The sequence below is a fragment of the Streptomyces triticirhizae genome (assembly GCF_003696235.1).
Classification (GTDB): Bacteria; Actinomycetota; Actinomycetes; order Streptomycetales; family Streptomycetaceae; genus Streptomyces; species Streptomyces triticirhizae.
In genome coordinates, this window is record NZ_RFFJ01000174.1 from 1 (window position 1) to 12,986 (window position 12,986).

The following is a 12,986-nucleotide window of genomic DNA, read 5'->3' on the forward strand; positions in this document are numbered from 1 at the left end:
GCAGCGTCAGCGCGGCGCCCAGCGGCAGCGAGCCGCCGCCGTTCAACGGGCCGACGGCCGCCCCGTCGAACGGCAGCCCCGACAGGTCGCCCCGCAGATGGAGGAAGACCAGCAGCGCCAGCGCGCTGCCCACCAGGCCGGCCACCGCCGTGGACAGCGCCGCCAGCACCGGCAGCCTGGCCCGGCCCATGCCGGCCGCGTCCAGCCCCGAGCGCGGCCAGCCGGCCGGGTCGGCCCTGGCCACCGCCACCGCCAACTGGGCGGTGAACGCCAGCGGCACCACGCACCACAGCAGCCGCAGCGCGGCCAGCCGCCCGTCCTCCGGGTGGGCCGCCGCCCTGGCCAGGGCCGCGAGCAGCAGAAAGCCGACGCCGGCCGTCGCGCAGGCCAGCAGCAGCCGGCGGGCCAGTGCCGCCGGGTCCGAGCCTCGGGCTAGCCGGAGAGCGAGCATGTCACCTCGTCCTTACTGCCCTCGGCGGTGGACGCGCCGGCCGCCGCCCGCCCGTCGAGCAGCGTCACCGAGCGGTCGGCGAGGGTGGCCACCTCCGGCTCGTGGCTGGCCAGCACCACGGTGATCGCGTGGGTGCGCCCCGCCGTGGTCAGGGTGCGCAGCACCTGCGCGCGGTCGGCCCGGTGCAGCGGCGCGGTCGGCTCGTCGGCGAAGAGCACGTCCGGCTTGTGCGCCAACGCCCGGGCGATGGCGACCCGTTGCCGCTGCGCCTGGCGCAGCGCGGCCGGCCGCAGGCGGGCGCACTCGGCGACGTCGAGCCGCTCCAGCCACTCGGACACCGTCCTCCTGGCCTCCCGGCCGCCGACGCCGGCCAGCAGCAGCGGCAGCGCCGCGTTCTCCCAGGCGGTCAGCTCGGGCACCAGCTGGGGGCTCTCGCCCACCCAGCCGAAGCGCTCCCGGCGCAGCCGGTCCCGGCTGGCCTGGCCCAGCTCGTGCAGCGGGACGCCGTTGAACCACACCTCGCCCGCGTCGGGGCGGAGTTGACCGGAGAGGCAGCCGAGCAGCGTGGTCTTGCCCGAGCCGCGCGGTCCTGTGACGGCGAGGATCTCGCCCTGCCGCACCCCGAGGGAGACGCCGAGCAGAGCGGGTGAGCCACGGTGGGCGTGCTCCAGATCGCGCGCCCAGAGCACGTCGTTGTCGGGTGGGGCCATGTCCGAAGGCACCTTCCGCCGGGGTCGCCGGCCGTCGCCCCGCTCGCCGGAACGAGGGTCATCCGGCCGTGTCTGGCACCCCTGCACGCTGACACAGCGGCCGGGCCGGCCCACGGCGGACGCGTCGCATGATGCGAAGAATCCTCCGGACGGTGGACAGCGCCCCCCGGTGGAACGGAAGAAGTTCCCCCTGGCATCGGAGTATGAACGATTCTTCCGGCCCGGCGCCCCCGTCAGCGGCGGATCTCCCGCCTGCGCGGTGTCGCGCCGGCGGGCCGAGGGCTAGGGTGAGCGTTCCACGCCAAGGAGTCGGAAGGCAGGAGGCTGGTGTGAGCACCGAGACGCGTCGCGTGAGGAACCACATCGACGGGGAGTTCCGGGAGGCAGCCGACGGGCGGACCAGCGAGGTGATCGACCCGACCACGGGCACGCCCTACACCACGGCCCCGCTCTCCGGCGCGGCCGACGTGGACGCGGCGATGGCGGCGGCCGAGGCCGCGTTCCCCGCCTGGCGGGACACCACGCCCGCCACCCGCCAGCTGGCGCTGCTGCGCATCGCCGACGCCTTCGAGCGGCACGCCGACGAGCTGCTCGCCACCGAGTGTCGGGACACCGGCAAGCCGCTGGAGCTGACGCGGGAGGAGGAACTGCCGCCGATGCTGGAGCAGATCCGCTTCTTCGCCGGCGCCGCCCGAATGCTGGAGGGCAAGAGCGCGGGCGAGTACATGGCGGGCCTGACCTCCTTCGTGCGGCGCGAGCCGGTCGGCGTCTGCGCCCAGGTCGTGCCGTGGAACTACCCGCTGATGATGGCGGTCTGGAAGTTCGCCCCGGCGCTGGCCGCCGGCAACACCGTGGTGATCAAGCCGTCCGACACCACCCCCGCCTCCCTCTCCCACGCCGCCGAGCTGCTCGCCGAGATCCTGCCGAGGGGCGTCTTCAACGTGGTCTGCGGCGACCGCGACACCGGGCGGCTGATGGTCGAGCACCCCACGCCGGCGATGGTCTCCATCACCGGCTCGGTCCGCGCCGGCACCGAGGTCGCCACCAGCGCCGCCGCCGACCTCAAGCGGGTCCACCTGGAGCTGGGCGGCAAGGCGCCCTGCGTGGTCTTCGACGACGCCGACCTGGGCGCGGCCGTCGAGGGCATCAGGGACGCCGGGTTCTTCAACGCCGGCCAGGACTGCACCGCCGCCAGCCGGGTGCTGGTGCACGCCTCCCGGTACGACGAGTTCGTCGAGGCCCTCACCAAGGCCGCCGCCGAGGTCCGCACCGGCGACGTGGCCGACCCGGACTGCTTCTACGGGCCGCTCAACAACGCCGACCACCTCGCCAAGGTCAGCGGCTTCGTCGAACGGCTGCCCGCCCACGCCCGGGTCACCACCGGCGGCCAACGGGTCGGCGAGCGGGGCTACTTCTACGCGCCGACCGTGGTGGCCGACTGCGCGCAGGACGACGAGATCGTCCAGCGCGAGGTCTTCGGGCCGGTGATCTCGGTGCAGAGGTTCACCGACGAGGAGGAGGCCGTCGCCTTCGCCAACGGCGTGGAGTACGGACTGGCCTCCTCGGTGTGGACGAAGGACCACGCGCGGGCGATGCGGATGTCCCGGGCCCTGGACTTCGGGTGCGTCTGGATCAACACCCACATCCCGCTGGTGGGCGAGATGCCACACGGCGGCTTCAAGAAGTCCGGCTACGGCAAGGACCTCTCAGCCTACGGCCTGGAGGACTACACCCGGGTCAAGCACGTGATGACCGCGCTCTGACAGCCGGCCGAACGCGCCGGGGCCCCACGGGCCTCGGCGGGCTCAGCCGTTCCTCGGCTCCTCCGCGAGCACGGAGCGCAGGGCGCCGATCCGGTTGGTCATGATCATCGTCACGCCCAGGTCCCGCAGCCGCCGCATCATCCGCCGGCTGTCCACCGTCCACGCCGAGACCTCGTAGCCGGCGTCGGTCGCCCGGCGCACCGTCTCCGCGTCGACGCGCCCCAGCGGGTAGTTGAGCCACCGGGGCCGCACCTCGGCCAGCAGCGAGGCCCGGGGCGGGCCGACGCGCTTCCAGGTCAGCGCGATCTCCGCGTCCGGGTCGGCCCGCCGCACCGCGCGCAGCGCGCCCGGGTCGCCGCACCACCAGACCCGGGTCGCCGGACCCGCCGCCCGCACCTCGGCGACCGCCCGGCGGGCGCCGTCCGGCGAGCGCTCCGGCAGGTCCAGGACGGCCCGCACGCCCAACTCGGCGCAGTGCGCCAGCGCCTCGGCCAGCGTCGGCACCCCGCCCCCGGTCACCTCCCGCACCCGGGCCGCCGACAGCGCCGCCACCGGTGCCTCGTGGCCCCACAGCCGCTCCAGCGTCGGGTCGTGCACCACCACGGGAACGTCGTCCGAGGTCAGCCGGACGTCGAACTCGACGGCCTCGGCCCCGGCCTCGGCCGCCGAGGTGAAGGACGGCAGGGTGTTCTCCCGGACGCGGTAGGGGTCGCCCCGGTGGGCGACCGCGATCACGCCACCCATGAGGCCAGGTGGGCGTCGATCTCCGCGAGCAGCCGCGCCCGCCCCGCCGCGTCCAGGAACGAGGCGTTCACCGCGTTCCTCGCCAGGTCGGCGACGCCGGCCGCGTCCAGGCCCAACAGGCGGGCGGCGACCAGGTACTCGTTGTTGAGGTCCGTGCCGAACATCGGCGGGTCGTCGCTGTTGATCGTCACCGTCACGCCCGCCTCCACCATCGCCGGCAGCGGGTGCGCGGCCAGCGAGGGCACGGCGCCGGTGGCCACGTTGGAGGTGGGGCAGACCTCCAACGGCACGCCGGTGCGCGCCAGATGGGCCAGCAGCTCCGGGTCACCCGTCGAGCTGGTGCCGTGCCCGATCCGCTCGGCGCGCAGCGAGGTCAGCGCGTCCCACACGGTCTCGGGGCCGGTCGTCTCGCCGGCGTGCGGCACGCTGTGCAGCCCGGCGGCGATCGCCTGGTCGAAGTACGGCTTGAACAGCGCGCGCGGCCAGCCCTTCTCGGGTCCGCCCAGGCCGAACGAGACCAGCCCCGCCGGCTGTTGGCCGAGCGCCATCCGCAGGGTGCCCTCGGCCGCCGGCAGACCCAGCTCGCCCGGGATGTCGAAGCACCAGCGCAGCACCACGCCCAGCTCGCGCTCGGCGCCGACCCGCGCGTCCTCGATGGCCTCCACGATCGCCTCGTCCGCGATGCCGCGCAGCCCGAACGAGTAGGGCGTGACGGTGAGTTCGGCGTACCGGATGTGCTGCCTGGCCATGTCCCTGGCCACCTCGTAGGTCAGCAGCCGGATGTCCTCGGGGGTCTGGACCAGCCCCACCACCGAGACATAGACCTCGATGAAGTGCGCGAAGTCCCGGAAGGTGAAGTACTCCGCCAGCCGCTCGGGGTCCTTGGGCACCCGGGAGTCGGGGTGCCGCGCGGCCAGCTCGGCGACGATCCGGGGCGACGCGGAGCCGACATGGTGCACATGCAGCTCGGCCTTGGGCAGCCCCGCGACGAACGTCGCGAGATCGCCACCTGTGACGGTCGCCTCTGGCGCTTGGGACACAACACCCTCCCGGAAGACGGACATTCGGCCGACGACGTCGGCGCACGGATGCCGGCTCGTGGACACCGGCTCGTTGACGTCGGCTCGTGGACGTCAGCTCATGGTAGGCGGGGGACGGCGGCCGCCCGTGGCCCGTAGGCTGGGACGAGGCGAACGTGGAGGTGCCGTGACCGCTGACCAGCAGCCCAACCCGAGTCGTCCACCGGGGGGCGAAGCTCCCGCGACTCCGCCGCCCTCGTCGGTGCCGGTGGGCCAGCCCGGGACGCCGCTGCCGGGCGCGGTGCCGCCCTGGCAGCCGCCGGCGTACCAGCAGGCGCCGCCCCCGCCGGGCCCCCACGTTCCGCCGCCCGCCGCCCCGCCGTTCCCGCACCAGGGCCCCCTGGCCTGGCCTCCCGCGCCGCCGGCGAAGCCCAGGAACGCGACGGGCGTCGCCGCGCTGCTGCTCGCGGTCGTGGCCGCCTGCTTCTGCTGGACGTACTACCTGAGCCCGCTGGCCCTGGTGTTGGGTGCCTTCGCCATCGGCTGCGGCCTGATCGGCTCCGGGCGGGCCAAGCGCGGGGCCGCCACCAACCGACAGGTGGCGCTCGGCGGGATGTGGATCGGCGCGGGCGCCGCGGTGGTGGCGGCCGTGCTCACCGTGGTGCTGATCGTCGAGGAGTCGCGGATCACGACCGTGGAGACCAGCGCCGGTTCGGACTACCTCGCCGAGCCGGGCGACGACGTGACCTACACCGACGGGCTGGTGGTGCACGCCTCCCAGGTCCAGGCGGGCGACGGGCTCACGGCCGTGATCACGCTGACCCTCACCAACGAGACCGGCGGGGAGATATCCCTGGCCGACGACGCGATGCGGGTCTTCGACGAGGGCCGCCGGCTGCCGCCCGAGAACGTCCGCCGCGCGGACGGCGCACCCGGGGAGGTCGCCGACGGCGCCTCCGTCGACGTCAGCTACGTGGTGGTCGTGGACCCGGGGCTGGGCGGGCTGACCATCGACTACCGGCCCGACGACGACCACGACTGGGCCTACTGGTGGCTGTCGCTGCCCGGCCAGCGGGAGTTCGACCGCGAGCCGAGCGACGGAGGCGAAGGGAACAACGACGACGGCGAGCCGCCGGGGGCCAGCCTCGACGTCTGACGCCGGCCGCGCGCCGCCGAAGTCGGCGGCGCGCGCGGCGAGTTCGGCGAGCGTCCGGGGAAACGTTCTTGCCCGAGTTCGGCGAAGTCGCGTAACGATCCGACCGTTCCCCCCTCTCAGCCGCGAAGGAACCATCGGGCCCCGACGGACGCCGGGGCCGGCGGCAGAAGGGACGCGGGATGAGCGGCGAGACGCGGCAGTCGGCGCTGGAGTGGCTGGCCTCGGCGGCACCGAGGCCGGCGGTCTGCCGGTGGGAGTGGGAGCGCAGCCCGGAGGGCGTGGCGCTGCTGCCGGCCGGCCGGCGGTGGGACGTGCTGATCCTGCCGGGAGTGTTGGGGCTGGCGACGCTCGACGTGCTGGCGAGGGTCATCGACCGGCCGGGCCCGGTGCTGGCCGACCGGGGGCAGCGCCGGGTCGGCTTCTTCGTGCCGCCCGGCACGGCCGGAAGATGGCTGGGCACCGGGGTGCGGGCCGCCGGGCACGGCAGTTGGATCGTGGTCCCGCACCCGGACCGCTCGGTCCCCGCCGCACGCTGGCTGGTCCACCCGGACGGCTCGGGCACCCTCAACGACCCGGCGGTGCTGGAGTTGGCCATGCACGAGGCGGCGGCCCTCGTCGCCGACGCGACGCCCAGGACCGGGAGGGCGAGCGGGGAGGGGGGCGGGGAGGCGGCCCCGGGCGGCGACCGGACTCCGTGACCGACGGCCGGACGTGGTCGGGGAGTTCGGTCGGTGGCCGACCCCGGCTCGATGTGCCGTACGCGGGGAAGGACATGGCCAAGAGGACCGGAGCGCGCCGGGACCCGGCCGCGAAACGTTGGCACGCGCCCCGCGAGGGCGCGGCCGCCGCGTCCCGGCCCGCGAGGCCCCCCACACGACGGAGGCGCCTCCGCCGCGCGCCGCCCGAACGCTCACGCGCTCACGCGCCCGGGTCAGAGCTTCGCGAGGCCCGCCTCCAGGATGTCCAGGCCCTCGGTGAGGAGGGCCTCGTCGATCACCAGCGGCGGCAGGAAGCGGGCCACGTTGCCGTAGGTGCCGGTGGTCAGCAGCAGCAGGCCAGCCCGGTGGCAGTGGGTGGCCAGGGCCGAGGTCGCGGCCGGGTCGGGCTCCTTGCCGCCCGGCTTCACCAGTTCGATCGCCAGCATCGCGCCCCGCCCGCGCACGTCGCCGATCGCCGGGAAGCGTTCGGCCATCGCCCGCAGCCTCGGCAGCGTGATCTCCTCGATCCGCCGCGCCCTGGCCGGCAGGTCGAGGTCCCGCATGGTCTCGATCGCGCCGAGCGCCGCAGCGCAGGCCACCGGGTTGCCGCCGTAGGTGCCGCCCAGGCCGCCGACGTGCGCGGCGTCCATGATCTCTGCGCGGCCGGTCACAGCGGCCAACGGCAGCCCGCCGGCGATGCCCTTGGCCGTGGTGATCAGGTCGGGCACCAGATCCTCGTCCTCGCAGGCGAACCACTGCCCGGTCCGGCAGAAGCCGGACTGGATCTCGTCGGCGACCAGCACGATCCCGTGCTCCCTGGCGAAGGCCGCGATCCGGGGCAGGAAGCCGCGCGCCGGCACGATGAAGCCGCCCTCGCCGAGGATCGGCTCCACCACGATCGCCGCCGTGTTGTCCGCGCCGATCTGCTTGGTGATCTGCTCGATCACCAGCGCCGCCGCCTCCTCGGCGCAGCGCTCCGGGCCGGTCAGCCAGCGGTACGGGTAGGCCATCGGCACCCGGTAGATCTCGGGCGCGAACGGGCCGAAGCCGTGCTTGTACGGCATGTCCTTGGCGGTGAGCGCCATGGTGAGGTTGGTGCGGCCGTGGTAGCCGTGCTCGAAGACCACCACCGCCTGCCGCTTGGTGTGGTAACGCGCGATCTTGACCGCGTTCTCGACCGCCTCGGCACCGGAGTTGAGCAGAACCGACTTCTTGGCGTGGTCGCCCGGGGTCAGTCGGGCCAGCTCCTCGCAGACCTCCAGATACCCCTCGTACGGGGTGACCATCGCGCAGGTGTGGGTGAACCGGGTCAGCTGCTCGGTGGCGCGGCGCACCACGGCCTCGGCGCTGTTGCCCACCGAGGTGACGGCGATCCCCGAGCCGAAGTCGATCAGCGCGTTGCCGTCCACGTCCTCGACGATCCCGCCGCCGGCCCGCCGGACGAAGACCGGCATCACGGTGCCGATCCCGTTGGCCACCGTCGCCCGCTTGCGCGCCATCAGCTCCACGGAGCGCGGCCCCGGGATCTCGGTGACCAGCCGGCGCTTCTGGGGGAGTGCGGGTCCTCCGGTCAGTTCGGTCGTCGGGTCGCTCATGAGTGGACTCCTCGTCGCGAAGGGGCTGCATCGGGCACTCCCCGGCAGGCTAGGGGCTGCCCGGCGCGGCCGGCACGCACCACCACGGAGCGGGCGGCGCGCGGTTTTGGCCACTTCGTCGTGCGGCACGTGCCGGAGGAACCCCTCAGCGGGAGAACGAGGGGCTGCGGGGCGGCGCGGGGCAGATGCGCTGGCCGTCCTCGTCGAAGACATACATCTGGTCGAGGTCGATCAGCAGCGGAACGCGTTCCCCCAGCCGGGGTTGCGCGTCCGCGCTGGTGCGCACCACCAGGCCGTCGGTGATCCGGCCGGCGGCGGTGGGCGGCGGCGGGGCCGCCACCGGCGGCTCGTTCCGCCGCCCGGCCTCCGGCCGTTCGGCGTCCTCGCTCCGGTTGAGGTAGCGCCCGACCAGCCGCCGCAGCGGCGCCTTCCGCCCGCCGCGCTGCCCCCGCGCGCGGCGCTCGGCGGGCGGGCGGGGCGCCTCAAGGCCCTCGACGCGCGCCGGGTGTGCGCCGGTCGAGACATGCACCAGCGACTCGTGCCCCTGGAACTCCACGTGCTGCACCACCCCGTTGAGCAGCGCCTCCGTCGGGCGCATCTCCTGCGGGGTGGCGATCCTGGCCGCCTCCGAGCGCAGCCCCACGGTGATCTCCCGCCCCATCTGCACCCGCAGCATCTGGTGGTCGGGGGAGAGCGGCTGCGGGAGTTGGATGCGTTGGGTGCCGAAGTCGATGTTCAGCCGGCCGTCGAGCGGCGCGTGCACGGTGGCCCGCAGCAGGTTGATCCTGGGGGTGCCGACGAAGGCCGCGACGAAAACGTTCTCCGGCCGCTGGTACACCTCCCTCGCCGCACCGATCTGTTGGATCACGCCGTCCCGCATCACCACCACCCGGTCGCCCAGCGACATCGCCTCCGCCTGGTCGTGCGTCACATAGACGGTGGTGACGCCGAGATGCCGGGTGAGCGTGGCGATCTCGGCGCGCAGCCGGGTGCGGAGCTTGGCGTCGAGGTTGGACAGCGGCTCGTCGAGCAGGAACGCGGACGGCCGGCGGACGATGGCGCGGCCCATCGCGACCCGCTGCCGTTCGCCGCCGGAGAGTTGGGCCGGCAGCCGGTCCAACAGGTCCTCGATGCCCAGCAGTCGGGCGGTCTCCCGCACCTGGTTGGTGGTGTCGCGGCCCGGGGACTCGATCTTCAGCGGGAAGCTGATGTTCTGCTCGCCGGTCATGTTGGGGTAGAGGGCGTAGTGCTGGAAGACCATCGCCAGCTGGCGTTCGCCGGGCGGTATCGCGTTGGCCAGCTCGCCGTCGAGCAGCAGTTCCCCCGAGGTGATGTCCTCAAGACCGGCGATCATGCGCAGCACCGTCGTCTTGCCGCAGCCCGAGGGGCCGAGCAGGACCACGAACTCGCCGGGGGAGATGTCGAGCGACAGCCGGTTCACGGCCACCACGTCCCGTGGATAGATCTTCGTCACGTCTCGCAGGGAGATGGCGCGTGTCATGCCGTTCCGCCCGTGGATGTTCTTGAGTCAGGGGTGAGTCAGGTACTTCAGGGGTGTGTCAGGGATGTGTCAGGGGTGCGTCAGGAAAAGAGGTGAGCCAGGAAAGTAGCGCACCAGATGTCCCAGCGGAACGGTTTTGCACAAGTTGCCCCCTCGCATATTCCCCGGCCCGGGCGGCGGCGGCGCCGGCGCGGCCTCCCGGGGCCCGACGCGGGCCCGCGCGGCGGTCGCGACGCGACGTCAACCCGCGCGCCGGGCACGGCGCTTGGCATCATGGGACCGTGAACAGCGACGGCACCCGGGAACCATGGCGCACGCCCCAGGAGACGCCCGGCGGCACGCCGGTGGTTCCGCCACCGCAGGCCGCGCCTCCGGCGCCAAGAGCACCGGCGGACGAGGCGGAACTCCCGCCGCTCAAGCGGTGGTTGCGCGTCCCGCGCCCCGCCGCGCGCCCCGGCGTCTGGCGGCCCGGCCATGTGCCCAGGCCGCCCGAGGACCCCGACCAGCTCAGCGACCGCGAACTGCACGGCGGCGCGCTGCTGGCGGCGCTGACGGGGTGGCTGGTGTGGTCGCTGTACGCGAACGACGTCTTCGTGTTCGGCTGGGTGACCGAGCCGTTGGACTGGCTGGGCGTCGCGTCGTGGGAGGCGCGCGGCGCCCGGGTCGCCGTCCCCTACCTCTACGAGCTGCTGCTCCTGGTCGTGCTGGTGTGCGCCTTCGGCCGGCTGGGCAACGCGCCCCGGCTGTGGCGGCGTTGGCGACCGACCGTGCTGCGCGCGTGGTCGGGGCGGCCGGACATCGAGGTCCAGGACCGGAAGGTGACCGTGCGGGCGGCGGCCGCGCTGGTCGCGGCCTACGCCGTCTGGCGGCTGAGCTTCAACGGCACCTGGATGTTCTGGCTCGACCCGTTCTACGGCGCCGTGCCCGACGACTGGGGCCACCCCATGACGGCCTACACCGTCGCCTACAACATCTACTACGTCCTCTACACCCTGCTCCTGGTGCTGCTCTTCGGCGCCCTCGGCGACTGGCGTGCGGTCTGGCGCCGCTTCCCGCCCGCCCGGCTCACCGGCCGGGACGTCGCCGGCAGCGCGCGGGAACGGGCCGAGGTGGCGCGGCTGACGGAGTTCACCGAGCTTCGGGCCGCCGGCGCGGGTGCCGCCGCCGAACGGCTGCTCGCCGAGGTCGACGACGGCACCATGGGCGACCTCGACTACGCCCGCATCCAGCACGCCTGGCGCTCCGTGGTGGCCAGGCCGACGGAGCTGCCGGCGTTCGACGAGGCGGTGCGGCGGGACGGCGCCGCCGCGTTCGTCCACCCCTCGGGCGACCGCGACCTGCCGGTGCGCGCCGCCCAACACGACCTGCTCACCCGCCAGGTGCGGATCGGCACCGCCGTGGACGAGGAGCGCAACGCGCACGAGTACCGGGGCGTCGACATCGCCCTGGACCCGGCCCTGTTGAACACCTCGCTGCTGGCCGTTGGCCCGCCCGGCGCCGGCAAGACCGGGCGGGTGGTGCGGCCCGTCGTGGAGTCGCTCTGCCTCCAGGCGCTGGCCGGGCAGGCCGCCGTGGTCGCGGTCGGCAGCGCCAACAGCGGGCTCGGACCCGACGCCGCCTTCGACATCGTGGTGCGGGTCGGCGACCAGAGCAGCACCCACCAACTCGCGCTCTACGGCGCCGCGCACGACACCGACGAGGCCGCCGCGCTGCTGGCCGAGGCGCTGCTGGGCGGCACCCAGGCCGAGACGCGCGAGGCCGCCGCCGCGCTGGTGCAGCTGATCGGGCCCTATCACGCGGCCTACGGCCGGCTGCCCGGCGTGCCCGAGCTGCGCGCCATGCTGGACGGGGCGCCCGCGCTGCTGGCCAGCCTCCGCGAGGATCTGGCGCTGGCCGGCGCCCACCACCAGCAGCGCGAACTCGACGCCAGGGAACGGGCCGCCGCCCGCCCCGACGACCCGGGCCAGCGGCTCGCCGACCGGCTGGCGGTGCTGGACCGGGCCGGCTTCTCCGTCGAGGCGGCGGCCCGGCCGTTCTCGATGGCGACGCTGACGCACCCGCTGCGGGTCCGGATCGACCTGCCGGCCACCGGCCACACCGAGGCCGGGCGGATCATCACCCGGCTGCTGCTCGCCCAGTTCACGTCCGCCGTCGTCAACCGCCCCGACCGTTCCCTCTTCGCGACGCTGGTGCTGGACGACGCGACCGCCGCCGTCACCCAGGGCACCGTGCGGGGTCTGGCGCAGCTGCGCGGCGCCAACGCCGGCGCCGTGCTGGCGCTGCGGACCCTCGACGACGTGCCGTCGGAGCTGCGCGCCGGGCTGCTGGGCGCGGTGGGCTGCCGGATGGCGTTCGCGGGGATCACCACCTGGGACGCGGAGCACTTCGCGCACGTCTGGGGCACCGCGTGGACCGAGGACCAGGACATCACCAGGACGCCCGACCGCACCGGCGGCATCGTCCGCAAGACGGTGCGCGGGGTGCGGCGGCTGTTCACCGGCCGGGACACCACGACGGACTCCATCACCGTGCGGAAGGTGGAGCGGCAGCGCTGGTCGGCGTCCGAGCTGGCGCACCGGGTGCCGCCGAGGCACGCGGTGCTCTCCACGACCTCGGCCGCCGGCGAGCCGGGGCCCCCGGTGCTGGTGCGCCTTGGCTGAGGGCGCGGCCGCGCGCCGCGGCGGGGTGGCCGATACCGCTCCAGGCCCCCTGGGGCGGTGTGACCGGCCACGATACGGTTCCTCATGTCGCGCCCCGCCGGCCCTAGGTGATCCATGCGCCCCACTCTCGCCGCCCTCGTGCACCACTCAGCGCTTCGGCTTCGGGTCCTGTCGGGGGAGGAACGGCTGGACACCGAGGTGCGCTGGGCCCACACCAGCGAGTTGAGCGATCCGACGCCCTATCTGGACGGCGGGGAGCTGCTGCTGACGATCGGTCTGAAGCTGCCGGTGGCCGACGCCGAGGAGATGCGCGCCTATGTGGCGCGGCTGGCCGGGGCCGGCGTGGTGGGCCTCGGCTTCGGGATCGGCGTCAACCACCCCGAGGTGACACCGGAGTTGCTGGCCGCCGTGCGGGAGGTCGGGCTGCCGCTGCTTGAGGTGCCCCGCCCGACGCCGTTCATCGCCATCAGCAAGGCCGTCTCGGCGGCCATCGCCGCCGAGCAGTACCGCACCGTCACGGCCGGCTTCGCCGCGCAGCGCGAGCTGACGCGGGCCGCGCTCGCGCCCGACGGGCCGGAGGCGCTGCTGGGCCGGCTGGCCACCCAGGTGGGTGGCTGGGCCGCGCTCTACGACCGGTCGGGCGCGGTGACGGCGGTCGCGCCCGGCTGGGCCGCGCGGCGGGCCGGGCT

Annotated in this window: 10 protein-coding genes and 2 pseudogenes; 6 read left to right on the forward strand and 6 right to left on the reverse strand. The window is 74.5% G+C overall.

From position 1 onward, the window contains the following. Positions 1–451: pseudogene (locus EBN88_RS23580) on the reverse strand (hypothetical protein); the annotation flags it as partial. After that, the gene (locus EBN88_RS23585; RefSeq protein ID WP_122399085.1) at positions 433–1,161 is read right to left on the reverse strand and encodes an ABC transporter ATP-binding protein; all 729 of its coding nucleotides are present in this window, start codon (positions 1,159–1,161) and stop codon (positions 433–435) included. The pseudogene EBN88_RS23580 and the gene EBN88_RS23585, both read right to left, overlap by 19 nt. A 329-nt stretch (positions 1,162–1,490) precedes the next feature. On the opposite strand from EBN88_RS23585, the gene EBN88_RS23590 reads away from it, so the two are divergent. Beyond that, a complete protein-coding gene (locus EBN88_RS23590; protein WP_122399086.1) occupies positions 1,491–2,924 on the forward strand; it encodes a gamma-aminobutyraldehyde dehydrogenase in 1,434 nt (477 codons plus the stop codon). A gap of 42 nt (positions 2,925–2,966) precedes the next feature. On the opposite strand, the gene EBN88_RS23595 is transcribed toward EBN88_RS23590, so the two are convergent. Together EBN88_RS23595 and EBN88_RS23600 are read right to left on the reverse strand one after the other, a co-directional pair. Further along, entirely contained in the window at positions 2,967–3,668 is a 702-nt protein-coding gene (locus tag EBN88_RS23595; RefSeq protein WP_122399087.1) for a glycerophosphodiester phosphodiesterase, read from the reverse strand. Further along, positions 3,656–4,732: an adenosine deaminase gene (locus EBN88_RS23600; RefSeq protein ID WP_122399088.1), complete on the reverse strand. Its 1,077-nt coding sequence runs from the start codon at positions 4,730–4,732 to the stop codon at positions 3,656–3,658. Before EBN88_RS23600 ends, EBN88_RS23595 begins: the two co-directional genes overlap by 13 nt. 142 nt (positions 4,733–4,874) lie before the next feature. Between EBN88_RS23600 and EBN88_RS32450 the strand changes: the two genes are divergently transcribed. From EBN88_RS32450 to EBN88_RS32770, 3 genes and pseudogenes are all read left to right on the forward strand, one after another. Then, positions 4,875–5,843: a hypothetical protein gene (locus EBN88_RS32450; protein WP_147472816.1), complete on the forward strand. Its 969-nt coding sequence runs from the start codon at positions 4,875–4,877 to the stop codon at positions 5,841–5,843. Positions 5,844–6,022: 179 nt separating this feature from the next. Next, positions 6,023–6,541 carry a hypothetical protein gene (locus EBN88_RS23610; RefSeq protein WP_233580881.1) on the forward strand — a complete coding sequence of 173 codons (519 nt, stop codon included), beginning with the start codon at positions 6,023–6,025 and terminating at the stop codon, positions 6,539–6,541. 53 nt (positions 6,542–6,594) lie between these two features. Next, a pseudogene (locus EBN88_RS32770) lies at positions 6,595–6,669 on the forward strand (DUF5710 domain-containing protein); the annotation flags it as partial. 105 nt (positions 6,670–6,774) lie between these two features. Here EBN88_RS32770 and gabT read toward each other — a convergent pair. Both gabT and EBN88_RS23620 read right to left on the reverse strand, forming a co-directional pair. After that, positions 6,775–8,136, reverse strand: coding sequence for a 4-aminobutyrate--2-oxoglutarate transaminase (gene gabT / locus EBN88_RS23615; protein ID WP_122399090.1), 1,362 nt, complete (start codon positions 8,134–8,136; stop codon positions 6,775–6,777). Between the two features lie 145 nt (positions 8,137–8,281). Next, positions 8,282–9,637, reverse strand: a complete 1,356-nt coding sequence (locus EBN88_RS23620; RefSeq protein ID WP_122399091.1) for an ABC transporter ATP-binding protein — start codon at positions 9,635–9,637, stop codon at positions 8,282–8,284. A gap of 281 nt (positions 9,638–9,918) precedes the next feature. Here EBN88_RS23620 and EBN88_RS23625 point away from each other — a divergent pair, with 281 nt between their 5' ends. Together EBN88_RS23625 and EBN88_RS23630 are read left to right on the forward strand one after the other, a co-directional pair. Then, positions 9,919–12,297, forward strand: coding sequence for an ATP-binding protein (locus EBN88_RS23625; RefSeq protein WP_147472817.1), 2,379 nt, complete (start codon positions 9,919–9,921; stop codon positions 12,295–12,297). 114 nt (positions 12,298–12,411) lie between these two features. Further along, the coding region (locus EBN88_RS23630) for a PucR family transcriptional regulator ligand-binding domain-containing protein (RefSeq protein ID WP_199742459.1) at positions 12,412–12,986 on the forward strand (575 nt) is incomplete at its 3' end.

What these genes read in the sequence shown, in the direction of transcription:
- EBN88_RS23585 (WP_122399085.1), bottom strand. Translation starts at nt 1,161, where the DNA reads ATGGCCCCACCCGACAACGACGTGCTCTGGGCGCGCGATCTGGAGCAC.
- EBN88_RS23595 (WP_122399087.1), bottom strand. Translation starts at nt 3,668, where the DNA reads ATGGGTGGCGTGATCGCGGTCGCCCACCGGGGCGACCCCTACCGCGTC.
- EBN88_RS23600 (WP_122399088.1), bottom strand. Translation starts at nt 4,732, where the DNA reads ATGTCCGTCTTCCGGGAGGGTGTTGTGTCCCAAGCGCCAGAGGCGACC.
- EBN88_RS23610 (WP_233580881.1), top strand. Translation starts at nt 6,023, where the DNA reads ATGAGCGGCGAGACGCGGCAGTCGGCGCTGGAGTGGCTGGCCTCGGCG.
- gabT (WP_122399090.1), bottom strand. Translation starts at nt 8,136, where the DNA reads ATGAGCGACCCGACGACCGAACTGACCGGAGGACCCGCACTCCCCCAG.
- EBN88_RS23620 (WP_122399091.1), bottom strand. Translation starts at nt 9,637, where the DNA reads ATGACACGCGCCATCTCCCTGCGAGACGTGACGAAGATCTATCCACGG.